A 23,474-nucleotide genomic window follows, 5' to 3' on the forward strand; every position below is an offset into this window, starting at 1 on the left:
CTATTTCAAAAGATTTAATTGATATAGGTCTTTTCTTCTGTCTTTCATGGTTTTTACCGTTCCGTATTCATGTACCTCTTTTAATAAATAGAGATCCACATCGGCAAGAACTAACATTTCTGTATTGGGCGTTGCTTCAGCTTTAATACCATTGGTAGGGAAGGCAAAATCGGAAGGTGTGAATACGGCCGATTGAGCGTATTGAATATCCATGTTGTTTACCTTAGGAAGGTTTCCAACAGAACCGGCGATGGCTACATAGCACTCATTTTCAATGGCTCTTGCTTGTGCACAGCTTCTTACACGTGTATAGCCGTTTTGGGTATCAGTTAAAAATGGTACGAATAAAATCTGCATTCCTTGATCTGCTAAGATTCTGCTTAATTCCGGAAATTCTACATCGTAACAGATTAGTATCCCTACTTTTCCGCAATCGGTATCAAATACTTTGACTTTATCGCCACCATACATACCGTAATACTTTACTTCGTTTGGTGTAATGTGGACTTTCCTGTATTCATCATAGCTTCCGTTTCTATGGCATAGATAAGAAATGTTATAGAGTTTCCCATCTTTGTCAACTATAGGCATCGATCCTGAAATGATGTTTACATTGTAAGAAACTGCAAATTTTTGAATTCGCTCTCTGATTTCGCTAGTCAGTTCTGCAAGCTTATGCATGGCTTCTCTTTCTGGCAAGTGATTGAAGGGGCCCATTAAAGGGGTATTGAAAAATTCAGGAAAGACCGCAAAATCAGCATTATATCCACTTACGGCGTCTACAAAGAATTCAACCTGATCATAGAAAGCGTCGATATCACTGAAAGCACGCATTTGCCATTGAACGAGTCCAAGCCTAATAGTTTGTTTCGATGGTGATGAAGCTTTGGTATCTGCATCGTAGTAAATATTGTTCCATTCAAGAAGTGTAGCATATTCTCTTGATTCCTCATCTTCAGGAAGATAATTCTTAAGAATTTTTCTAACGTGGAAATCGTTTGAGAGCTGAAAGGTTAAAGCTGGATCATAGATTTCTTTTTGTTTTACTTTCTGAATATACTGTCTTGGAGATAATGTGTCAGAGTGTTCATGATATTTTGGAATACGGCCACCTGCAACGATGCTTTTTAGGTTCATCTCCTCGCACATTTCTTTCCGCGCATCGTATAACCTTCTTCCTAGGCGAAGTGAACGATATTCCGGATGAACAAATACTTCAATTCCATATAGTATATTTCCTTCTGGAGTATGGGTGGTAAATTTCCCATTATCAATAATTTCTTTGTAGGTATGGCCAGAATATACATCTTTTGCATTTGTAATAATGGCAAGCGCACAAGCAACAACTTTTCCGTCAACTTCAACACAAAGCTGACCTTCAGGGAAGATACCAATTAGGTCACTGATATTTGTTTTTGTCCAGATACCACCTGCAGAACCATGATAGGCTTCAATCATTGATTTCTTTAGATCGTGATAATCGTTTATATTAAGTTGTCTTACTTCTATATTCATATCTGGAATTGGTTGTTATTGATGTGTTTTGATAAATGTTGCTTTACCTTTTAAAACAAGGTATTGCCCTTGAAGTTTGTTTTTCCAAGATGTTTAAAAGCAAGTTCTGTGCATTCCCGGCCTCGGCTGGTCCTCATAAGAAATCCCTCCTGGATTAGAAAAGGTTCATATACTTCTTCAATGGTTCCTTCATCTTCTCCTACGGCAGTTGCAATTGTTTTTAAACCAACCGGGCCACCTTTAAACTTATCAATTATGGTTGTTAAGATACGGTTGTCCATTTCATCCAGACCATATTCATCGACGTTTAAAGCATCTAAAGCATATTTTGCAATCTTTGTGTCTATTTTGCCAGTTCCTTTGATTTGAGCAAAATCTCTTGTTCTTCGTAGAAGAGCATTGGCTATTCTGGGTGTGCCGCGACTTCTTCTGGCTATTTCGTATGCGCCTTCCTCACTTATTTCTGTATTTAAGATCTGTGCAGAACGTAAAACGATATCTGTTAATAGTTTGGCATCGTAATATTGTAATCTGGAGTTTATACCGAATCGCGCACGTAAAGGTGCAGTTAATAAACCTGAACGGGTGGTTGCACCAATAAGGGTAAAGGGATTTAGAGTAATCTGTACAGACCGTGCATTCGGCCCTGTTTCCAGCATGATATCAATTTTGAAATCTTCCATTGCTGAGTATAGATACTCTTCAACAATTGGACTGAGCCTGTGAATTTCATCAATAAAAAGGATATCTCCTTCGTCAAGATTAGTTAATAAACCTGCTAAGTCACCTGCTTTGTCCAGAACCGGACCCGATGTTATTTTGATACCTGTTCCCATTTCATTTGCAATAATATGAGAAAGAGTTGTTTTACCCAAGCCCGGGGGGCCGTGAAGTAAAACATGATCTAATGATTCTCCGCGTAGTTTTGCGGCCTTTACAAATACTTTAAGATTCTCGAGAATTTTAAACTGTCCGGTAAAGTCTTCGAAAAGCTGAGGCCTCAATACTCTTTCGATATCTCGTTCAGGTTCTGTTAGCCGATCTTGATTGGGGTCTAAATGCTCGTTCATTCTTTAAGGTAAATATGAACAAAGATAGGATTTTTAGGATTAAGAAATTCCGGTTTAAGAAGTCTTATAGTTTCTGAAGAGACTATTTAATTTCATTTGGATGACGCCGAAAAAAGCCTCACGAAATATTCGGGTACTCATTTTAGATACACCTGCCGTACGGTCAGTAAATATGATTGGTATTTCGACTACCTTAAAACCATATTGAATGGCTGTAAATTTCATTTCGATCTGAAATGCATAGCCAACGAATTTTATTTTATTGAGCGGGATTGTTTCTAATACCTTTCTGCGGTAGCAAATAAAGCCTGCAGTTGCATCCTGAATCTTAATGCCAGTAACGAGACGCACATATCCTGATGCGAAATACGACATTAATACTCTGTTCATTGGCCAGTTAACTACGTTGACACCTTTAATATAGCGGGAACCGATAACCATATCTGCTCCATTCTTACAAGCATCTAAGAGGTGAATCAGATCTTCGGGGTTGTGAGAGAAGTCTGCATCCATTTCAAAAATGAATTCGTATTGGTTTTCTAATGACCAGTTGAATCCATGAATATATGCCGTGCCGAGACCCAACTTTCCCTTACGTTCTTCGATATATAAACCACCTAAATGCTCTTCTTGAAGAGATTTTACAATTTGTGCAGTTCCGTCTGGCGAGCCATCATCTACAATTAAAATATCGAAAGGTTGTGGTAATGAGAAGACCTTCCGGATTATCTTCTCAATATTTTCCTTTTCATTGTAAGTGGGTATTATAACCAGACTTTCGGCCATCAATTAAATATTCTTTTTTTAATGAATTCCATGCATCATTTTCTTTAACCAAGGCGATAGTGCCAATAAGATTACTCCGGCAACGATTGGTATTAAAGTAAAGATCATAAAGAATGTTGAGATTGAGTAGGCTGCGGTTATTTTATCAATGTAGCTGGCAGATAGTCCGGCAAGTAAATTAGCAACCGCACTTGATAAGAACCAGAATCCGAAGATTAATCCAACCAAATGTTTTGGAGATAGCTTACTTACATAAGAAAGTCCGACAGGTGACAAGCATAATTCGCCCATTGTATGGAAAAGATAGGCCAGTATCAACCAAATCATACTTACCTGAGCAGTAAGAGCACCTTGTGGAATGCTGCGACTACCATAAGCTAATATACCAAAACCGATGCCTAATAAAACCAATCCAATCGCAAATTTGGCCGGCCCGCTTGGGTTGAATACTTTTTCCCACATTTTTGCAAATAGGGTAGCCAGGGTTATAATGAAAAAGGAGTTTAATATCTGAAACCAGGAAGCGGTAACTTCTGTCTCTAGGGCATTAAATTCTCTAAGAACTTTCCATATAGCAATTCCCCATATAATGAAGAAACTTAGAGCAGTAAAGAAGATAGTTAAAGGATATTTTTTGATGATTTGTTTAGCCAGTAAAGTCAGTACCCATGTTAATAATATTAATGGGAAAATAGTTAATGCCGCATCAACCCATTTAAAAGCTATTGCTTGATTTCCGACTAAAATACGTTGTGTATAATCATTGGCAAAGAAGGTCATGGAACTCCCTGCCTGTTCAAAAGCCATCCAGAAAAAGATACTGAAGAAGGTTAAAATACCAATAACTATTAAACGATCTCTAATAATATTTTTTGGAAGTTGCTCTTCTTCATCTGTAGGTTTAGTGTTTGTAAGTTCAAGCGTGTCTTTGCGTTCTTTCGCTTTTTTAACAGTTTCACCTAATTTTCCAAATATATGTTGTCCGTAATAGAATTGAAGCATGCCGAAAAACATAAATATACCTGCTAATCCGAAGCCCCAATGCCAGCCTATTTTCTCACCTATATATCCACAAAGCATAATTCCTAAGAATGCACCGGCATTGATACCCATATAGAATATGGTAAATGCTGAATCTTTTTTAATGCTGTTATCCGGATATAATTGACCTACAATAGATGATATATTTGGTTTAAACATACCGTTACCCAGAATAAGAAGAATCAAACCTAAATAAAAGAAACTCGCTCCAATACCTTCAAGGGCCATGGAAACATGTCCTAGCGTCATGATTAAGGCACCCCATAAAACAGCCTTTCGATAGCCGGTTATTTTGTCAGCTATTATTCCTCCTAGAAGAGGTGTTAAATATACTAAGAAGGTATAAACAGCATATAATTGAGCAGCTTCTTCGCGTGTCCATGCCCAACCATTTTTTGATATTTCGCTTACCAGGAAAAGTGTTAATAATGCACGCATTCCATAGTAACTAAAACGTTCCCACATTTCTGTGAAGAATAAGACAAACAGCCCTACTGGATGCCCAAGAGTAGTGTGTATATCTACCCCGTTTTTGATGAGATGCGTGGATAGAATTTCGTCTTGTTCAGATGGTTTCATATAAATAGAATTAGTGTATTAATATCTGCTTATAGTGTAATAATAAAATATAGTAACAATATAAATGTCAAAAATGCAACAATTATCTGAAAGAAGCTTTAGAAATATTCAATTTATATAGATTCCTAGAGCTCGTTAAAGACAAAATCAGACATCTTTGTATACAGATGTAAGCTTGTATTTCCACCATTTATACTGTGATTTTTATTAGGATAATACGCTTGGTCAAAGGGTTTGTTTGCATTTATTAATGCCTCTGAAAACATCACACTGTTTTGAAAATGAACATTATCGTCGGCAGTTCCATGGATAAGCAGGAAGCTGCCTTTTAATTTTTCTGCAGAATTTATAGGTGAATTATTATCATAGCCACTTGGATTTTCCTGAGGCGTACGCATATATCTTTCTGTATAAATGCTATCGTAAAAACGCCAATTTGTTACAGGGGCGACAGCAATAGCAGCCTTGAAAACATCTGCTCCTTTCGTGATGGCAAGAGACGCCATATAGCCTCCATAACTCCATCCCCATATTCCAATCCGATCTTTATCAACATAGCTTTGTTCGCCAAGCCATTTTGCAGCCTCTATCTGATCAATGGTCTCATATTTTCCTAATTCCAGGTAGGTCATCTTCTTAAATTCAGCACCACGGAAACCTGTACCTCGATTATCAACGCAAACTATTAAGTAACCATTTTGGGCTAAATAATCGAACCAATAATTATGCGTCCATGAATTAACAACGTTTTGGCTTCCGGGCCCACCATAAACAAACATCAAAACAGGATATTTAGTATCTTTTTTAAAGTTTGCAGGTTTAATCATATAACCGTTTAAGGCAGTTCCTTCTGAGGTAGTAAAATTGAAAAATTCACGAGGAGATATTCCGTATTCTTCGCTAACTTTTTTGCTTGTATGGTTGTCTTCTAATACGCGTATAATACCTTTGCTATTGTTTAGAGTTATATAAGGAGGAGTATTTACACTTGAATAATTTAGAATGTAGTAACTGAAATCTGCGCTGAAAGTTGCAGAGTTTGTACCTTCCGATAAGCTGATCTTTTCTTTTTTATTACCTGAAAGGTTGATAGAGTAAATATCCCGCTGTAAGGGAGAACTTTCTGTCGATTGAAAATATAAATTACCTGTTTCTTCATTAACTCCGTATAGCTTTGTAACCTCCCAGTTGCCTTTTGTTATTTGACTTATCAGCTTTCCATCGATGTTATATAAATAGATATGATTATATCCATTATGTTCACTGGTAATTAAAAAGCGTTTATTGTCTTTTAGGAATGTCAAATCATCATTGATATCAATGTAGTATGGATCAGTTTCTGTTAATATGGTGTTTGTACTTTGCGTCTTCTCATTCCAAAGCAGGTATTCCAGTTTATTCTGATGCCTGTTCATGCGCAACACAGAAAGTATATTAGAGTCTTGAGTCCATTTTACCCGAGGGATGTATTGGTCCTTTTCAGGTCCGATATCCACGGTTGATGTGTTTTTATTTGCCAGGGTATAAACATGGATGCTTATAATAGAGTTCTTTTCTCCCGCCTTTGGGTATTTGAATTTATATTCAGTAGGATAGAGGCCTGTGAACATGGTCATAGAAAATTCCTTCACTTCAGTTTCATCAAAGCGATAGAAAGCGATTTGCTTACTGTCTGGGCTCCAGAAAAATGCACTGGTAAAGGAGAATTCTTCCTGATATACCCAATCAGTTCCACCATTAATTATCTGATTGTATTTGCCGTCGTACGTTACTTGAACTTCTTCGCCTGAACTGAGATCCGTATAAAAAAGGTTGTTGTCTCTTATGAAACCCACCTTTGATCCATCGGGTGAGAAAGTAGCATACATTTGTTTTTCCTTCTTGTCAGAAACAGGACTTATCTTCTTTGTTTGAAGATCTAATACATAATAGAATGCTTTGGTTGAATGACGATAGATTGGTTCGCTTTGATATGCTATCAATACTTTTTTCTCATCCGAACTAAAGTCAGTTCCGATTGGAAGTTTGATGTCGTTATAAACGAGATCGCTTTCTGAAAATAGCTCTTCGGAGATTTTGCCATCGCTGTAGTTCCTTCTTGCTATAGAGCGTTCTTTGCTAACCGGATTGGTTTCAATGGATACATAGCTTTTTCCATCATTCATTGAACGAAAGCCAGAAACGGCATTGGTTCTAAACGTATTGTTTTTGTAAATATCCTCAAGGGTTATTTTTTTAGAAATTTCCAAAGTTGTCTTTTCTGGTGTTTGTGCAAATGCATAATTCCCCAATAGGAAGAAAATAAGAATGAGTTTATTCATCTATTAAATAATATAAGGATTGATCTTTTATAGTTTCTCAATTACAATTGAGCTGGCACCACCGCCACCATTGCAGATTCCTGCGACACCTATTCGGCCTTTATTCTGTTCAAGTACATTTAATAATGTAACAACTATTCTTGCACCCGAAGCACCTAAAGGATGCCCCAATGCAACTGCACCTCCATTGATATTGACTTTCTCAGCCGGTAAATTTAACAATTTGTTATTAGCTAAAGAAACCACAGAGAAAGCTTCGTTGATTTCATAATAATCAACATCTTTACTCTCAATATTTGCTAACTCTAATGCTTTCGGTATCGCCTTGGCTGGTGCAGTAGTAAACCATTCCGGTGCTTGTTGAGCATCTGCATAGCTTAAGATTTTTGCAATAGGCTTTAAACCTAATTCTTCTAACTTTGATTTACTCATTAATATCAAAGCTGCGGCTCCGTCATTTAATGTCGATGCATTGGCCGCGGTAACAGTACCTTCTTTTTGAAAAACTGTTTTTAGCCCGGGAATCTTTTCAAAGTTAACATTGTATATTTCTTCATCCTCATCAATGATAGTAACCTCACCTTTGCGTCCAACAATTTCAATAGGAATGATTTCATTTTTAAACCTGCCATTATTGGAAGCATGCTGTGCACGTTTATAAGACTCGATAGCATAGGCATCTTGATCTTCCCGAGATATACTACATTCGTTTGCACACAATTCGGCAGCTGATCCCATGTGATAGTCGTTATAAACATCCCATAAACCGTCCTTTACCAATCCGTCTATTAATTCCCCATTTCCCAAACGATAGCCTGTTCTCGCCTTATCTAAGTAATAAGGAACATTGCTCATGCTTTCTGCTCCTGCAGCTACTACAATATCATTTAATCCAAGTGAGATACTTTGAGCGGCCAACATAATGGCTTTCATGCCCGACGCACAAACTTTATTTACGGTAGTTGCCGGAATATCAGACAAGCCTGCAAATTTTGCTGCCTGTGTGGCCGGTGCCTGACCCAAACTTGCTGATAATACATTTCCTAAATAAACTTCCTCGACTTGGTTCTGATTGATATTAGCGCGTTTAACTGCTTCGGCAATTGCTTTGCCTGCTAATTCTGTGGCGGATAAAGCAGAGAGCTTTCCACCAAAACTCCCAATAGGAGTTCGTACAGCAGATACAATAAACACTTCTTGATTCAACATGTTATTATTAAATTGGTATAAGAGCAAGTTAACAAAAATCTATTATTTTCTTTGAAAATGGTGGATTCTCTTTAGAAATCTTAATTTTGAATGAAAACAATAGCCTGTGAATCGTTCTGAATCAACATATCGAATTAATTTATTTAGCCAATATCCGCAATTTTTCAAGTACGGATTAATGATTCTATGCATTGGCGTGATTGCATTTTTCTTGCCTAAACACCCAAGGTTTCGCTTTGAATTTGAAAAAGGAAAGGTTTGGATGCACGAAGATCTTGTTTCACCGTACAACTTCGCTATTCTAAAAACCCAAGAGGAGATTAATAAGGACCGGGATGATGTTTTGCAATCCATCAACCCGATCTATAATTTTCAATCGCAGGTAGCTGAAAATCAGATTGCCAGAATGCAAGCTGATATTGATGCTAAATGGCCGAATACCACCTTTGATCCTGAACTGGAACCCGTTTATAACAAATTTGCAACAGATATTCTTCAAAAGATCTACTCAGAGGGAGTGATGGCGCCTACCAAGAAATTCCAAATTGAGGGCGATAATTATAATTTCACTTTGCTTACAGACAATGTTTCTTCTGCTAAGAATACTGCAGATGTTTTTACACAGGAAAAAGCATTGCTATATATTGATGAAGCAATCAATGAGAATAATAGGATTGAAGAGAAAGAATGGTTAAAGAAGCTTATTCCTGATTACATACAGAATAATTATATCTTTAATGAGCAGCTTACCAATAAGCTTGAAACTGATGCTTTAGCAAACATTTCTACAACGCGCGGGATGGTGCAGAAAGGAGAGTTGATTATCGCTCAAGGTTCTACAATTAATAATGAGGCTTATCAGAAAATTGAATCTTTACGGATAGCCTATGAAGAGGAGGCGCGCATAGGTGGTGATATTGCAGTGGTAGTATTAGGGCAAGTGTTAATTGTCGGGCTTATTATTACCCTTTTAATGACCTTCTTATATTTATTCAGGAAGGATATTTTTGATGATAATCACTTGTTAACTTTAATACTGCTTGTGGTAACCTCAATGTTGGTTTTATTATCGTGGTCGGTAAATATTAGGCTTCCTAACTTGTATTTTATACCTTTTTGTATTGTTCCCATTATTATCCGTGTATTGTTTGATACCAGAATGGCACTTAATATTCACTTGTTAATGGTGTTGGTTGCTGCCTATTTTGTGCCTAATAGTTTTGAATTTGTTTTTCTGCAATTAACTGCTGGTATGGTTGCTATTTATAGTATCAAAACATTGGTTAAACGCGAGCAATTTTTGCTCTCATCTATATTTATTTTGGGTACCTATTTTATTGCCTATTTAGGTATGGTACTAATACGAAATGGATCATTGGATGATGTGCGCTGGTTAGACTTTGTTCCCTTTGCAGTAAGTGTTCTCCTTACTTTACTTGCTTATCCATTAATTTATGCATTTGAACGCTTTTTTGGAATTACTTCTGACGTAACCTTGATGGAATTAACCAATACAAATTCTCATCTATTGCGTGAGATGTCATATAAAGCACCAGGTACCTTTCAGCATTCTCTGCAAGTAGCTAACTTAGCAGAGGCAGCAATGTATAAAATAGGAGGGAATACGTTGTTAATCAGAGCAGGCGCATTGTATCATGACATTGGGAAGGTTACAAATCCTCAATATTTTATAGAGAACCAAACTAAAGGATACAATCCTCATGATGGACTTACCTTTGAGCAAAGCGCACAAATTATCATTGCCCATGTTTCTAAAGGTATGGAGATGGCCAGAAAAGCCGGACTGCCTGAAGAGATTATTGATTTCATTAAAACACATCATGGAACCACCCGTGTAGATTATTTTTACCAGTCTTATATCAAAACTTTCCCCGAAAAGTTTGTTGATGAAGATCTTTTCCACTATCCGGGTCCAATACCTTTCTCTAAAGAAACTGCAGTACTCATGCTTGCCGATTCAGTTGAAGCAGCTTCTCGAAGTCTTAAAGAGCCTAATGCGGAAAGTATAAGTGGTTTGGTTGATAAAATCATTGATTATAAGCTTTCTCAAAATCAGATGAAGAATAGTAATATTACTTTACAAGAGATCGAAACTATTCGCGAAATATTTAAGACCATGCTTATGAGTATCTATCATGTCAGGGTAGATTATGATATTAAGAAAGAGAAAAAAACCGAGATAATTTAGTTCTTAAAATTAACTCTGACGAATGTTCAAATTATTTTTGTGGAGTAGATTGAATTGCTATATTTGCATTCCAAAATAAGGAGAGATGCCTGAGTGGCCGAAAGGAACAGTTTGCTAAACTGTCGTACTGGAAACGGTACCGAGGGTTCGAATCCCTCTCTCTCCGCAGCCTGAAGAGCGACTTGAAAAAGTCGCTCTTTTTCTTTTAAAGGCAATTCGTTCGTTTTACATAAGATTAGTGCTAATATAATTCGGCAAAGTATAATCTGAATACTGCTTTTCTGAGCTCGTATAATCACTAACATCTCTCAACAAAAAACAAAAGTGCCTCTTGCTATAATAAGTAAATAACTTTATCTTAAATCTGTTTTCCAAATAGCTTTTTGTGGAGAATTAACTTATAAAGACATAAAAATAAAAATTATGAAAGCAATTAACCCATGGATCAACTTCAATGGAAATGCTGAGGAAGCTTTTACTTTTTACAAATCAGTTTTTGGTGGTGAGTTCAGGCAGGTCATCCGCTTTGTTGACCTATCGAGTGATGAATTTCAGGTTGCAGAAAAGGAAGCTCAAAAAATAATGCACATTGCATTGCCGATTGGCAAAAACAACGTATTAAAGGCCAACGACGTCCCTGAGTTCATGGGACGAGTAAATGAAAACGAGAACCGATCCAAAATATCAATCAGTGCAGACAGTCGTCAAGAAGCAGATAGACTATTTGACGGACTATCTGCAGGCGGAGATATTGAAGGTCCTATGGGCGAAAGTCCTTGGGGTACATACGCCGGAATGTTTAGAGATAAATATGGTATTGAATGGATTATAGAGTATGATCCAAACTAACGGACAAGTGTAACCTAAGAAACCCAGATATTACCCTACAGCCGCTTTCTATCCGGCATATTTTACCCTGCTTTTTATATCAGCATCTTCTGACATTGACACTACCTCATATTCAATATTCCATTCTTTTATGCTTTCTAGAATCGGTAGAAAAGCTAAGCCTTTTTCAGATAACTTATAATCTACTCTCGGTGGTAATTCCTTATAAGCTATTCTTTCCAATATGCCGTCTTCTTCCATTTCCTTTAACTGCTCAGTCAGTACCTTTCTTGAAATGAGTGGTATGATAGAAGCTAATTGACCAAAACGAATAGTACGAGTACCCATAACATTCATGATAATTGGTTTCCATTTATTACTAATTGTACCAATAGCTCTTGTAAAGGGGCAATTTGAATTACAAAATCTTTCGTCTCTCATAATATTTAAAAATTAGTAGTAAAAATTGCAGTTACCCGCTGGTAACCAGAATAGACTATTACTGTTACAAATATAAACTATTGATAATATCTTTGTGAAACAAATGCAAAATAAATTTAAAAATGAATTAAAAACACTTAGTTATGAGCAGATTAAAGAACAAAGTAACAGTTATTACAGGTGGAAATAGTGGAATTGGGTTTGGTATTGCCCAAGAATTTAAAAAAGAAGGTGCAGTAGGAGCTATTGTTGGTAAGAACCAAGAAACTTTAGATAGTTCTGTGGCTCAACTTGGAGAAGGTTTTATAGCTATCAACGCGGATGTAACTAATCTTGACGATTTGGAAAGAGTGTTTAAAGAAACATCAGAAAAGTTTGGTAAAATAGATGTAATCGTGGCCAATGCAGGTGGCGCAGTTAACGGATCAACATTTGGTTCTGTGGCAGAAATTGGTGAAGCCGATTTTGATAAGACAATAGCTTTAAACTTAAAGAGTGTTTATTTCACTGTCCATAAAGGATTACCTTATATGAATGATGGAGGTTCTATTATCCTTATCGGTTCAAATGCGGCGCATCGTGCCTATGCATCTTTCACGCTTTATGGTGCAACCAAGTCAGCTGTGATCCATTTTGCAAAAGGATTTTCAAACGATCTTTTAAGTAGAAAAATCAGAGCGAATGTGATATCCCCAGGTACAACAGATACACCAGTATTTGAAAGATTTGTTCCTGCAGAACAACTTGATGCAGTAAAACAATACTGGTCAGATGCGATGCCGATAGGTAGAATTGGACAACCATCCGATATTGGAAAAACAGCGGTTTTCTTAGCTTCGGATGATTCTTCCTTTATACTTGGTACTGAGATTCTTGTTGATGGTGGTTTAACCTATTTGTCGCCAAATTAATAGAAATCTGTAGTGCCTTATTAAACCCTTGTTTCCTTTCGGAAGCAGGGGTTATTTTTTGCTGCAATAAACTGTGTCATTCAATTCGGTTGTAAAAAACAGTATAAGGCAGCACAGGTGTTTTGTTTTAAGTTGAGTATAAATAACTTCCATACAATGTGATCAAAAGGGGTGCATCTAAAATTATCGAAAAGTGAATTAATGATGTTCAACGTATAAATAACTGTAAAAAGGAGGATTATACTTGAAATCATTGAATAGAAAACCAAATTTTGATAGTATAGTTATTAATGGCAAGGATAAAGTTGACATAATTACGAATAATAAAAAACCGGACTATGATAGCAATGAATTATAGAGGGCCATTTAGAGTCAGAGCTGACCACAAGCCTATGCCAGAAATTGAGCACCCAAACGATGCTATTGTTAGAGTAACAAGATCCTGTATTTGCGGATCCGACTTACACCTTTACCATGGCTTGGTGCCTGATACGCGGGTAGGTTCAACATTTGGTCATGAATTCGTTGGTATTGTAGAAGAAATTGGTCCTTCTGTTGAAAGGTTAACAGTAGGAGACCATGTTTTAGTACCATTTAATATTGCCTGTGGAAAGTGTGCATTTTGCAAACAGGAATTATACGGGAATTGTCATGAATCAAATTCTATGGCAACTGCAGCAGGCGGCATTTTTGGTTATTCTCATATTGCGGGTGGTTTTGATGGTGGACAGGCAGAATATGTGCGGGTACCTTATGCTGATGTTGGCCCTACGGTAATTCCCAGTGACATGGATCCGGATGATGCAGTTCTTTTAACTGATGTTCTTCCTACCGGATATCAAGCAGCGGAAATGGGTGGAATTAAGACTGGAGATACTGTGGTTATTTTTGGAGCAGGGCCAGTTGGTATTATGGCAGCAAAGTGTGCCTGGCTTTTTGGTGCAGGAAGAGTAATCGTTATAGATCATTTAGAATACCGTCTTGAATTTGTGCGAAATTATGCACAATGTGAGGCCTATAACTTTAAATCACTTGAAGACCCGGTAATGTTTATTAAGAAAACAACAGGATGGTTTGGCGCTGATGTATGTATTGATGCGGTAGGTGGAGATGCAGCCGGAAGTGCCATGCAAACCATAACAGGGAAAAAATTAATGCTTCAGGCCGGTGCAGCTACAGCACTTCATTGGGCGATCAATTCTGTTAAAAAAGGAGGGATTGTTTCAATTGTCGGCGTTTACGGTCCAACAGATAATTTTATACCGATTGGTAATGTTGTTAATAAAGGTATTACCATTCGTGCTAATCAGACTTCTGTAAAACGACTTCTTCCTAAGTTAATAAATCATGTTCAAGCGGGAATCATTAATCCTAAAGAAATTATTACACATCGGATACCTTTAAAAGAAATATCTGATGCGTATCATATATTTTCTGCCAAGTTAGATAATTGTATTAAACCCATTCTTATTCCTTAGAATTAACTAGTTACCATGAAAGATTATTCACATATTAAAGGTTGGGGAGTAGATGCTGATCCGAGAAATGAGCCTACCTACCCTATGAAAAATTATACAGGCGATGATCACAATAGGTTAAATTGGGAGAGACCTCCATTACAGCTGCAAGAAGTTGAAGTGCTTCATTCAATTGAAAGACCAAATTTAACAGCCGTCTTTGGCTCAACTTTACCTCCCTCGGGGCTGAGTGGCAATTTGCGTAGGTATGCTTTTAAATACAGCGAGTCAAGTTATCTCCATTGGCTGCCCTTACTTTTAGCTGATCGGGTTAATGTTATTGAAGGTATAGTAGACGATTTCAAGCAAGGCCATATACCTAATATCTTTGCAGAAAAAGGCTGGAAGGCTGAACTGAAATATAATCCGGTAGGATTAGTCAAGAAAGTTGTGATATGCACAGTAGTAACACTGGCAATTGTAAGTATGCTATCCGGAAAAAAGAAATAGACAAAGATTAGCCACTAGTAAGAATCTCGTATTGAATAGGCTTAAACGAATAGTTGTTTGATTGTTCTGCAGAGCAGGCTGTAAGGCCAACAATTAGATCCATTTTTGCTTCGAAAAGAAGATAATCACCTGCTTTACTTTGGGGTGGATCTACTGAAAGCTCTCCATCCTGTGCAAATTGAACATTCATAAAAATATTAAAAGCAGTTGGTATATCATCAGGTTCTATTCCAAAGTTAGAAAGGTTCGTATAAAGGTTTTCAAAACAGCTTGGGTGATAGTCAGGGTTCTGATAAAGAATCTGAAATGTTTCAGGGCTGCATGGAGCCAGGAGAAAATCGTTACGCCCATTGGTGTCTTCCAGTATTTCCATCATTTTATGACTCCGATTACTCCATAAATGGTGTCCTTTAGTAATCAGGATTGTATTTTCAAAATCAAGGGTTTTTCCTGAAGAAATTTTTTCTCGCTTATCGTTCGCATTAAAGAGAACCATATCGCTTACTTGTTCTCCTTGGGGGTCAATTACTCTCAGTTTATCGCCTGCCTTTAATTGAAAAGCTGCACCTGTTTGTTTTTCTATTGTATTAATCATCTGCTAATTAAACTCTAATTTATAATTGTTTGATAGTATCTTACTAGGTATGAAAAGGACATTTCCAGTTTTTATCAACTTTACGCCCACTGTATTGAGGAGCCTCTAAACCTTCTCCATGATCGCTAAGCATCGGATTGATAGAACCGTCATAATTTATTTCCCGGTCACGGATCGTGTTTTTCATCTTTTCATAGATGTCATGATCACGAAGTTGTTCAAATTGTCGATGAAGGTTGAAGGCAAGTGCAGTATAGCCAAACCTTCTCGATTTTCTACTGGCATGTGGGTGTAGGCCAACTATAAAAAAGGCAGTGCCATTAAAACTGAAACTAAAATCTTTCTTTTCAGGATTACTGCCTACAGCATGGTCCCAAGGCTTATCTTCTTCACTATCATGAAGTTTTTGTAATTGTTGCCAAAGCCGCTTCTCAAAATCAAGCTCCGATTCCACCTTATCAGTAAACACTGCAATCATAGACATATATTGACTATTCGAATCTACTGTTTCTTTTATATATGTTTTCAGGTCATTTGCCAATGCTTTGGTAGTTTCCTTGGTGCCCATTTGATCATAGATCCCAAATCTATATTGATCAGTATGCATAGCCGATTTTGCACCTACACAGGGATAATCTGCAGCATCTATTTTCTTTATGAAATTTTGAGTGACTTTCAGTACGCGATTGTTTAAATCTGAATTTATTTTATCAGGTGTGAAGTATGTTTCTATTCTTTTTGCTCCCATGTTCAATTAACTCGTTTTTGGCTCAAATCTATTTTTTGTCCCTTTATATCGATTCAAATGATAACCGATATAAGAACTAACAGAATAGTTTCAGTTTTGTTTAAGACAGTCAGTAACCTCCTCTACTCAAATGCCTATAGATAAAAACTTTAATCTGTTTTAATGGTTATCAAAAATGTATTCCTTCGATAAGATGGATGTGAGATGTTGACTTTGTTATATCGAATTCGTTAATCTAATTATTAAGCGTATGAAAATTATTACCTATTGTCTAACGGTATCATTATTTCTTTTCGCAACCAATTTATTGGCTCAAGAATCCATTACCGTAAAAGGCGTTGTTCACGATGCTGAGACTGGAGAAACTGTTCCGGGAGTTACGGTTCAGGTTAAGGGAACTACTTCAGGAACTCAAACAGATATGGATGGGAATTACTCAATCCAGGTAAATCCCACAGCAACTTTGGTGTTTAGTTTTATCAGCTACGGCACTCAGGAAATCCCGGTTAATAACCAGCAGCAAATAGATGTAGAATTAGTAACCTCTACTCAAGAGTTAGAGCAGGTTGTTGTAATTGGGTATGGTTCTGCTGCTCGTCGCGATTTAACGGGCTCAATATCAACCGTCAAAGGAAGTGAAGTTGCTGATAAACCATCTTCTAATCCTGTTGCTTCTATCCAAGGAAAAGTAGCCGGTGTGCAAATTGTTAATTCAGGAAGACCGGGTGCGGATCCGGATATTCGAATTAGAGGAACCAACTCTATTAATAGTGTAAAACCATTGTATGTGGTTGATGGGATATTAAATGATAATATCAATTTTATCAATCCGGCCGACATCGAGACAATGGAAGTGTTAAAGGATCCGTCGTCTTTGGCTATTTTCGGAGTTAGAGGAGCCAATGGAGTAATTATCATTACAACGAAACAAGCAAAAGCCGGCCAATTGAATTTTAATTTTAACTCAACCGTCGGATTTAAGGACGTTTCTGATCGTATGAAACTCACCGATGCTGCCGGATTTAAACTATTATACGATGAGCAGCGCGCCAATGAAGGGATTGCTGCTTACGACTATACAAACTGGACAGCAAACACCGATTGGCAAGATCAAATATTTCAACGCGGCATCTTAAATTACAACAACCTCAGTGTAAGTGGTGCGTCAGAAAATAATAAGTTCTACATGGGTTTAGGCTATACGCAGGAAGAAGGCGTAATTCATTATGAAAAGCTTAATAAAATCACTTTATCGCTTAATGATGAACTTCAAGTTACCGATAATTTAAAGTTTGGTGTGAATTTTAATGGTTACAGAGCTCAGTTACCTCAAGAAAGGAGTGTAGCTTCTGCCGTAAGAGCTGCACCAATTGCCCCTGTATATAATGATGAATATGGATTATACCATACTCTTCCAGATTTTCAACGTGCCCAAATATGGAATCCTTTAGTTGATATTTATGATCGCAGAAATACAGCAATTAACCGCGAATACAGAGCTGTTGCCAGTGTATTTGGTGAAGTTAAATTTCTAGAGAATTTTTCTTTCAAAGCTAACTTCCTGGCAGATTATGGCTTTAATCAAGGAAGATCTTATTCTCCTTTGATCAATGTTTATAATCCGGAGATTGAAGGTGAGAGTAAAATTGATCAACTGAATAGAATCACGTCGGTTTCTCAAAATCAAAATATCTTTACTAAAGTTCAATCAGACTGGTTGCTGACATATAAAAACAGTTTTGGCGATCATAATCTAACGGCAACAGCAGGGTGGACGACCTATTATAATTCTTATGAAACAACAAATGCCAGCAGAACGCAAGGTAGCGGGGCTCCCATTCCAAACGATCCTGATAAATGGTATGTAGGAATCGGATCTTCCGATACTCAGCAAGGAGACGGATCCGCCTGGGAGCGGACAACTTTATCTTTCTTAGCACGTGCACTTTATAACTACAAAGGCAAGTATTTACTGAATGGTTCATTCAGACGTGACGGAACTTCCGGCTTTTATAAATACGGAAATCAATGGCAAAACTTTGGTGCAATAGGAGCAGGTTGGGTAATTTCTGACGAAGAATTTATGCAAGATCGGTCTGCTATCAACAGATTGAAGTTAAAAGGATCATGGGGTATACTAGGAAACCAAAATACGGGAGGAAATCAATATCCACTGTATCCTTTGCTAGTTGCCGGTAATTCAGCTGTTTTTGGAGATAACATTATTCCGGCTTACGAACCATCTTATATACCCTATCGTGATTTAAGATGGGAACGAGTTTATGCCTGGGAGGGAGGCTTTGAATTAGATGCATTTGATAACCGTTTTTCTCTTGATGCCGTTTACTATCATAAAGATACCAAGGGAATCATTGTTACGGTTCCTGCCTCATTGGGTGTAAAAGCAGGACTTTCCAATCCGGGAGAAGTGAGCAACAAAGGAATTGAACTGTCAACTTCATGGAACCAGTCTTTCGGCGATGATATGTCTTTAACTATTGGGGGAAATCTTACTACGATGGACAATAAAGTAAATCGTCTTCTAGATGAAGGTTATGATATTGTTGATGGTGTTTCCAGAACAAGTGTTGATTACCCAATTGGTTATTTTTACGGTTATATCTCTGATGGTATTTATCAAACAAATGAGGAACTGCGGGTATCACCCGTACATGCAGGTGCAAAATTGGGAGATATTAAATTTCGCGATGTAGATGGAAATGGTGAAATTAATGATGCCGATCGAACCATTATCGGTAATCCGACTCCAGACCTTACCTACGGTATTTCACTCAACTTTACATATAAGAACTTTGATATAGGAACTGATTTTATGGGTGTATATGGCAATGAGATCTTCAGAAATTGGAATCGAAATGCTTTTGCTCAATTTAACTTCCTGGAAGATCGGCTCGAAAGATGGCATGGTGAAGGAACTTCCAATTGGGAGCCAATTATGGATTCCGGAAGAGCAAATAACCGATTAGCATCTACCTATTACATTGAAGATGGAAGTTTTTTCCGACTTAGAAACTTACAATTAGGATATAATTTTGATCAAAAAATATTAGATCGTTTGCATCTAAAATCTCTGCGAATTTTTGTGAATGCGCAAAATGTATTTACCCTTCGAAATAGTACAGGCTACACTCCAGAGATAGGAGGAAGCGCTACTTCTTTTGGAGTTGATGATGGTACCTATCCGGTGCCGGCGATTTATACATTCGGTGTGAATTTAAATTTCTAATTGTTAAAGAATTCGGTTATGAAAAACTTAAATAATATATATACTAAAATATCTGCTTTAATGGTTATGGTGATGATAATCGCCGCAGGATGTAAAAAAGATTTTCTGGATAGAAAACCTCTGGGACAATTAACGGAGGAAGATTTAGATCCCGGTTCTCTTGAAGGACAGGTGTTTGCAATTTACGGTGGCGGACTTCGAAATGAAGGTATTAGTGGCCTTCCCTATATAGCTGTCCATAATATGCGAGCAGACGATGCAGATAAAGGTAGCGCACCCGGCGATGGGGAAGACGCTGCAAATATTTTTGATAAATTTCAATATGTTAAGGATTTTTGGTTGATAAATTCATACTGGACAGGGCAATATAACCTGATAAACCTGTCTAATAATGTGATTTCAGCAGCTGATTCCATTGAGAATACGCCTACTACTTTAATCAACTTGGGTGAAGCTAAGTTCTTTCGGGCATTTGCGTATTTTAATTTAGTACGAGCTTTCGGAGAGGTGCCAAAAATTGATTTTCGAATTACTGATCCATCGCAGGCCATTGTACCCAAATCTCCGATTGCAGATATCTATCAATTGATTGATGCCGATTTGCAGGAAGCAGTAGCTGCCTTACCTCCAAGCTGGAGCAGTCAGTTTGTTGGTAGAGTAACCAAAGGAGCAGCTTTGGCCCTGCAGGCTAAAACATTTTTAGCGCGTAATATGTGGTCAAGGGCATTGGCTTCTTCCGAAGCGGTTATTATGTTGGGAGAATATGATTTAAGTACTCCCTATAATCAGATATTCAGGGAGTCGCAGGAAAATGGAAAAGAGTCTGTTTTTGAAATTCAGGCATTTTATTCACAAAGCAACACCTCAGTTGGTATTACCTATGCCAGCCGACAAGGGGTAAGAGGATCGGGAGATTGGAACTTAGGATGGGGATGGAATGTACCGAATCAGAAAATGGCAGATGCTTTTGAACCCGGCGACCCGAGAAAGGATGAAACGTTGCTGTATACCGGTCAAGTAAACTCTCCTTATGGCGAATTTCTTCCTGCAGGTCTTCCAAGACCTTATTGGAGTAAAAAAGTATATACCAATCCAGATATCCGAAGGTCAACCGGTAGCTTACAAGGTCAATGGTTCAATATGCGTATCATTAGGTATGCAGATGTTATTCTTATGGCAGCAGAAGCAGCAAATGAATTAGGAGGAACAGCAAATATTGAAAAATCCTTAGAGTATTTAGAAATGGTACGCGCCAGAGCCCGGGGAAGTAATCCTGCGGTATTGCCAGAAGTAACAACGACCGATCAGGCAGCACTTCGCCAAGCCATTCGACATGAAAGACAGGTGGAATTGGGAATGGAGAATGAACGATTCTTTGATTTAGTTCGTTGGGGAATTGCAGACGATGTTCTTGCTGATGCAGGTTATCAGCATAAAAATCGTTTCCTACCAATACCTCAACCGGAAATAGATAAAGCAGGAGGTGTTTTAGTGCAAAATCCAGATTATTAATTAAGACATCAAAATTGATAAAGATGAAAAATATACTTTCAAAATCAATATATGGAGGGCTCTTTATTCTCCTTATTGTTGCAAGCTTCAGTGCTTGTCAGAAAATGGAAAGACCGGCAATGAATATCATACCCGACGATACTGCGCGATTAAATGGTCCGCTTCAATTGTTCCTTTCCTTTGAAGACAGTCCAATTGATAGCATACATGATGCTAAAGGTAATGCAAAAGGGAATAGCTATGTTGAAGGCATTAAAGGTAAAGCATATAAAGGGTCAACTACCGGACAAATTCAATATTCCAATGCCGGGAAATTAGCTGAAATGACCAGCTTTACAGTGGCCTTCTGGATGAATACAGAAAAGCATAGCGGGGGAGGGCAATCGGTATTTATGATGCCCAATACGAGTGATTTCTGGGGAAACTTATTCGCAATTATTGAAGGGAACGACAATCCGGACGATAACTCGATGCTTTTTAAATTTAATTTCGCCGGAAACTGGGTTGAATTTAGCGGCAATAATGGTCTCGACCGACTGCCTGATATGTATGGTAAGTGGCATCATTTGGCTTTTAGCTACGATGAAAATACTTCAAAATTCGCTGCCTACTTAGATGGGGAAAAGATGAATTTACCGGCAAATATCAGTGATCGGAAAAAAGATAATGCGCCTTTGGGTAAATTAAGCTTTAAAGATGCATCTCAGTTTGCTATCGGTGCTTATCAGCAACATATCGGAATCCAGGGAGATCCTCAAGATTGGATGTTGCATTATACTGGTATGCTTGATCAATTTCGGGTATATACAAAGGCTCTAAATGACGAAGAGGTAAAAGCATTATTTACTAAGAAAGAATAAGCTAATAGAAAAATAGGTTAATGAAAATTGGATATCTTTATAATATGTTGAATTTAAAGAGGATTATGGCGAATATAAGCTTCGTTCAGATTTTTTTGATGGTTGGTTTTATTGGCATTACAGGATGTAGCACTCCGAAATCAGCAGAGTCTAATCCGCCTGCCGAACAAACGAACCTCAGCGATGACTCCTTACTTACCCTTGCCCAAAAGCAAACTTTTCAATACTTCTGGGAAGGTGCGGAAAATATATCAGGACTAGCTCGTGAGCGAATTCATATCGATGGAGACTATCCGCAGAATGATCAGGATGTTGTCACAACCGGAGGAAGTGGTTTTGGTATAATGACTATTCTGGTGGGAATTGAGCGAGGATTTATCACACGTTCGGAAGGTTATAATCGATTGAATAGAATTGTGGATTATTTAGGGAAAGCCGACAGATTTCATGGGGCGTGGCCACATTGGTTGTATGGCCCGACTGGAAAAGTTAAGCCATTTGGAGAAAAGGATAATGGTGGCGACCTGGTAGAAACGGCATTTATGGCTCAGGCTTTACTATGCGTCCGACAATATTTTAATGATGGTAATATTGAAGAAAAGAGCTTGGCTAAGAAAGCAGACGAGCTTTGGAAAGGAATTGATTGGAATTTCTACCGTAATGGTGATCAAAATGTGCTTTATTGGCATTGGAGTCCTAATTATGAATGGACTATTAATTTTCCAATCAGAGGGTACGATGAATGTTTAATTACTTATGTATTAGCTGCTTCCTCACCAACACATGGAGTGCCTGCCGAAGTATATCATGAAGGCTGGGCAAGGAATGGAGCAATAAAATCAAGTGCAGAACAGTACGGATATCAATTAATACTTGCTCATAATGGACATGAAGGGACGGTTGGACCGCTTTTTTGGTCGCAATATTCTTATTTAGCTCTTGATCCGCGCGGATTGAAAGATCATTATGCCGATTATTGGACATTAAATAGAAATCATGCTTTGATTAATCGGGAGTATGCCATTGAAAATCCAAAAAACTTTAAAGGCTATGGTGCAAATACCTGGGGCCTCACAGCCAGCTATTCTGTGGATGGCTATTCAGCTCACAGTCCTAAAAATGATCTGGGTGTTATAACTCCTACAGCTGCCATCTCATCCATCCCATATACGCCGGAGTATAGTATGGAGGTTATTCGCCATCTATACAATGATTTGGGTGATAAACTCTGGGGAAAGTATGGCTTTTACGATGCTTTTAGTGAAACTGATAATTGGTTTCCAAAACGTTATTTAGCAATTGACCAGGGAACCATTCCGGTAATGATTGAGAATTATCGGAGTGGTTTATTATGGAATTTATTTATGAGTGCACCTGAAATACAAGCCGGTCTTTTAAAACTTGGTTTTACAAGTACACAACATACACTTACAGCAAATCAAGCAATCGCAGAGGAAGTACAATGATGAAGAATTTCATTTATTGTGCCTTCCAAACTGCCGTATAGATAACATTCTTCTAAAAATCCCCATTTTCTGGGATTGTTCACTACATCGTGAAGAAGTAACTTTACAGTACAATTGTTCTATCAAAAGTATTTACTATGAAAAAGATAACTATTCTACTATTTTGTTT

General features: G+C 37.7%; 18 protein-coding genes and 1 tRNA gene. 10 read left to right on the forward strand and 9 right to left on the reverse strand.

From position 1 onward, the window contains the following. From VL047_RS09780 to VL047_RS09805, 6 genes are all read right to left on the reverse strand, one after another. The gene (locus VL047_RS09780) at positions 1 to 1,515 is read right to left on the reverse strand and encodes a bifunctional GNAT family N-acetyltransferase/carbon-nitrogen hydrolase family protein (RefSeq protein WP_325360103.1); all 1,515 of its coding nucleotides are present in this window, start codon (positions 1,513 to 1,515) and stop codon (positions 1 to 3) included. Between the two features lie 50 nt (positions 1,516 to 1,565). Beyond that, positions 1,566 to 2,585, reverse strand: coding sequence for a Holliday junction branch migration DNA helicase RuvB (ruvB, locus tag VL047_RS09785; RefSeq protein ID WP_325360105.1), 1,020 nt, complete (start codon positions 2,583 to 2,585; stop codon positions 1,566 to 1,568). Between the two features lie 54 nt (positions 2,586 to 2,639). After that, positions 2,640 to 3,371: a polyprenol monophosphomannose synthase gene (locus VL047_RS09790; protein WP_325360107.1), complete on the reverse strand. Its 732-nt coding sequence runs from the start codon at positions 3,369 to 3,371 to the stop codon at positions 2,640 to 2,642. 18 nt (positions 3,372 to 3,389) lie between these two features. Next, on the reverse strand, positions 3,390 to 4,991 hold the full coding sequence (locus VL047_RS09795; RefSeq protein WP_325360109.1) for a peptide MFS transporter: 1,602 nt from the start codon (positions 4,989 to 4,991) through the stop codon (positions 3,390 to 3,392). A 125-nt stretch (positions 4,992 to 5,116) separates the two neighbouring features. Next, entirely contained in the window at positions 5,117 to 7,312 is a 2,196-nt protein-coding gene (locus VL047_RS09800; protein ID WP_325360111.1) for a S9 family peptidase, read from the reverse strand. 27 nt (positions 7,313 to 7,339) lie between these two features. Further along, a complete protein-coding gene (locus tag VL047_RS09805) occupies positions 7,340 to 8,521 on the reverse strand; it encodes an acetyl-CoA C-acyltransferase (RefSeq protein ID WP_325360113.1) in 1,182 nt (393 codons plus the stop codon). Positions 8,522 to 8,699: 178 nt separating this feature from the next. Here VL047_RS09805 and VL047_RS09810 point away from each other — a divergent pair, with 178 nt between their 5' ends. From VL047_RS09810 to VL047_RS09820, 3 genes are all read left to right on the forward strand, one after another. Next, the gene (locus tag VL047_RS09810) at positions 8,700 to 10,730 is read left to right on the forward strand and encodes an HDIG domain-containing metalloprotein (protein WP_325360201.1); all 2,031 of its coding nucleotides are present in this window, start codon (positions 8,700 to 8,702) and stop codon (positions 10,728 to 10,730) included. A gap of 79 nt (positions 10,731 to 10,809) precedes the next feature. Beyond that, a tRNA-Ser gene (locus VL047_RS09815) sits at positions 10,810 to 10,896 on the forward strand. 257 nt (positions 10,897 to 11,153) lie between these two features. Beyond that, positions 11,154 to 11,579, forward strand: coding sequence for a VOC family protein (locus VL047_RS09820; protein WP_325360115.1), 426 nt, complete (start codon positions 11,154 to 11,156; stop codon positions 11,577 to 11,579). A 48-nt stretch (positions 11,580 to 11,627) separates the two neighbouring features. Here the strand turns inward: VL047_RS09820 and VL047_RS09825 are convergent, their stop codons facing one another. Next, positions 11,628 to 11,999 (reverse strand): helix-turn-helix domain-containing protein, encoded by a 372-nt coding sequence (locus tag VL047_RS09825; RefSeq protein ID WP_325360117.1) that lies wholly within the window; start codon positions 11,997 to 11,999, stop codon positions 11,628 to 11,630. Positions 12,000 to 12,142: 143 nt separating this feature from the next. Here VL047_RS09825 and VL047_RS09830 point away from each other — a divergent pair, with 143 nt between their 5' ends. The 3 genes from VL047_RS09830 (at position 12,143) to VL047_RS09840 (ending at position 14,877) form a co-directional block, all read left to right on the forward strand. Continuing rightward, entirely contained in the window at positions 12,143 to 12,910 is a 768-nt protein-coding gene (locus VL047_RS09830; protein WP_325360119.1) for an SDR family NAD(P)-dependent oxidoreductase, read from the forward strand. Between the two features lie 338 nt (positions 12,911 to 13,248). Beyond that, a complete protein-coding gene (locus VL047_RS09835; protein WP_325360121.1) occupies positions 13,249 to 14,388 on the forward strand; it encodes a zinc-dependent alcohol dehydrogenase in 1,140 nt (379 codons plus the stop codon). A 15-nt stretch (positions 14,389 to 14,403) separates the two neighbouring features. Then, positions 14,404 to 14,877, forward strand: coding sequence for a hypothetical protein (locus VL047_RS09840; protein ID WP_325360123.1), 474 nt, complete (start codon positions 14,404 to 14,406; stop codon positions 14,875 to 14,877). Positions 14,878 to 14,884: 7 nt separating this feature from the next. Here the strand turns inward: VL047_RS09840 and VL047_RS09845 are convergent, their stop codons facing one another. After that, entirely contained in the window at positions 14,885 to 15,472 is a 588-nt protein-coding gene (locus tag VL047_RS09845; protein ID WP_325360125.1) for an urea carboxylase-associated family protein, read from the reverse strand. A gap of 43 nt (positions 15,473 to 15,515) precedes the next feature. Next, complete coding sequence (gene gntA, locus VL047_RS09850; protein ID WP_325360127.1) at positions 15,516 to 16,220, reverse strand: guanitoxin biosynthesis heme-dependent pre-guanitoxin N-hydroxylase GntA; 705 nt, start codon at positions 16,218 to 16,220, stop codon at positions 15,516 to 15,518. Between the two features lie 250 nt (positions 16,221 to 16,470). On the opposite strand from gntA, the gene VL047_RS09855 reads away from it, so the two are divergent. The 4 genes from VL047_RS09855 to VL047_RS09870 all read left to right on the forward strand — a co-directional run bounded on the left by VL047_RS09855 (position 16,471) and on the right by VL047_RS09870 (position 23,305). Beyond that, the gene (locus tag VL047_RS09855; RefSeq protein ID WP_325360128.1) at positions 16,471 to 19,467 is read left to right on the forward strand and encodes a TonB-dependent receptor; all 2,997 of its coding nucleotides are present in this window, start codon (positions 16,471 to 16,473) and stop codon (positions 19,465 to 19,467) included. A gap of 18 nt (positions 19,468 to 19,485) precedes the next feature. After that, complete coding sequence (locus VL047_RS09860; RefSeq protein WP_325360130.1) at positions 19,486 to 20,979, forward strand: RagB/SusD family nutrient uptake outer membrane protein; 1,494 nt, start codon at positions 19,486 to 19,488, stop codon at positions 20,977 to 20,979. Between the two features lie 23 nt (positions 20,980 to 21,002). Beyond that, positions 21,003 to 21,839 carry a LamG domain-containing protein gene (locus VL047_RS09865; RefSeq protein WP_325360132.1) on the forward strand — a complete coding sequence of 279 codons (837 nt, stop codon included), beginning with the start codon at positions 21,003 to 21,005 and terminating at the stop codon, positions 21,837 to 21,839. Positions 21,840 to 21,904: 65 nt separating this feature from the next. Beyond that, on the forward strand, positions 21,905 to 23,305 hold the full coding sequence (locus VL047_RS09870) for a glucoamylase family protein (protein WP_325360133.1): 1,401 nt from the start codon (positions 21,905 to 21,907) through the stop codon (positions 23,303 to 23,305). Positions 23,306 to 23,474 lie beyond the last annotated feature (169 nt).

Origin of the sequence: Albibacterium sp. (assembly GCF_035514885.1) — a bacterium.
GTDB lineage: Bacteria > Bacteroidota > Bacteroidia > Sphingobacteriales > Sphingobacteriaceae > Albibacterium.

What these genes read in the sequence shown, in the direction of transcription:
- VL047_RS09820 (WP_325360115.1), top strand. Translation starts at nt 11,154, where the DNA reads ATGAAAGCAATTAACCCATGGATCAACTTCAATGGAAATGCTGAGGAA.
- VL047_RS09800 (WP_325360111.1), bottom strand. Translation starts at nt 7,312, where the DNA reads ATGAATAAACTCATTCTTATTTTCTTCCTATTGGGGAATTATGCATTT.
- VL047_RS09870 (WP_325360133.1), top strand. Translation starts at nt 21,905, where the DNA reads ATGGCGAATATAAGCTTCGTTCAGATTTTTTTGATGGTTGGTTTTATT.
- VL047_RS09860 (WP_325360130.1), top strand. Translation starts at nt 19,486, where the DNA reads ATGAAAAACTTAAATAATATATATACTAAAATATCTGCTTTAATGGTT.
- VL047_RS09855 (WP_325360128.1), top strand. Translation starts at nt 16,471, where the DNA reads ATGAAAATTATTACCTATTGTCTAACGGTATCATTATTTCTTTTCGCA.
- VL047_RS09805 (WP_325360113.1), bottom strand. Translation starts at nt 8,521, where the DNA reads ATGTTGAATCAAGAAGTGTTTATTGTATCTGCTGTACGAACTCCTATT.
- VL047_RS09835 (WP_325360121.1), top strand. Translation starts at nt 13,249, where the DNA reads ATGATAGCAATGAATTATAGAGGGCCATTTAGAGTCAGAGCTGACCAC.
- ruvB (WP_325360105.1), bottom strand. Translation starts at nt 2,585, where the DNA reads ATGAACGAGCATTTAGACCCCAATCAAGATCGGCTAACAGAACCTGAA.
- VL047_RS09825 (WP_325360117.1), bottom strand. Translation starts at nt 11,999, where the DNA reads ATGAGAGACGAAAGATTTTGTAATTCAAATTGCCCCTTTACAAGAGCT.
- VL047_RS09840 (WP_325360123.1), top strand. Translation starts at nt 14,404, where the DNA reads ATGAAAGATTATTCACATATTAAAGGTTGGGGAGTAGATGCTGATCCG.
- gntA (WP_325360127.1), bottom strand. Translation starts at nt 16,220, where the DNA reads ATGGGAGCAAAAAGAATAGAAACATACTTCACACCTGATAAAATAAAT.
- VL047_RS09865 (WP_325360132.1), top strand. Translation starts at nt 21,003, where the DNA reads ATGAAAAATATACTTTCAAAATCAATATATGGAGGGCTCTTTATTCTC.
- VL047_RS09780 (WP_325360103.1), bottom strand. Translation starts at nt 1,515, where the DNA reads ATGAATATAGAAGTAAGACAACTTAATATAAACGATTATCACGATCTA.
- VL047_RS09845 (WP_325360125.1), bottom strand. Translation starts at nt 15,472, where the DNA reads ATGATTAATACAATAGAAAAACAAACAGGTGCAGCTTTTCAATTAAAG.
- VL047_RS09810 (WP_325360201.1), top strand. Translation starts at nt 8,700, where the DNA reads ATGATTCTATGCATTGGCGTGATTGCATTTTTCTTGCCTAAACACCCA.
- VL047_RS09830 (WP_325360119.1), top strand. Translation starts at nt 12,143, where the DNA reads ATGAGCAGATTAAAGAACAAAGTAACAGTTATTACAGGTGGAAATAGT.
- VL047_RS09790 (WP_325360107.1), bottom strand. Translation starts at nt 3,371, where the DNA reads ATGGCCGAAAGTCTGGTTATAATACCCACTTACAATGAAAAGGAAAAT.
- VL047_RS09795 (WP_325360109.1), bottom strand. Translation starts at nt 4,991, where the DNA reads ATGAAACCATCTGAACAAGACGAAATTCTATCCACGCATCTCATCAAA.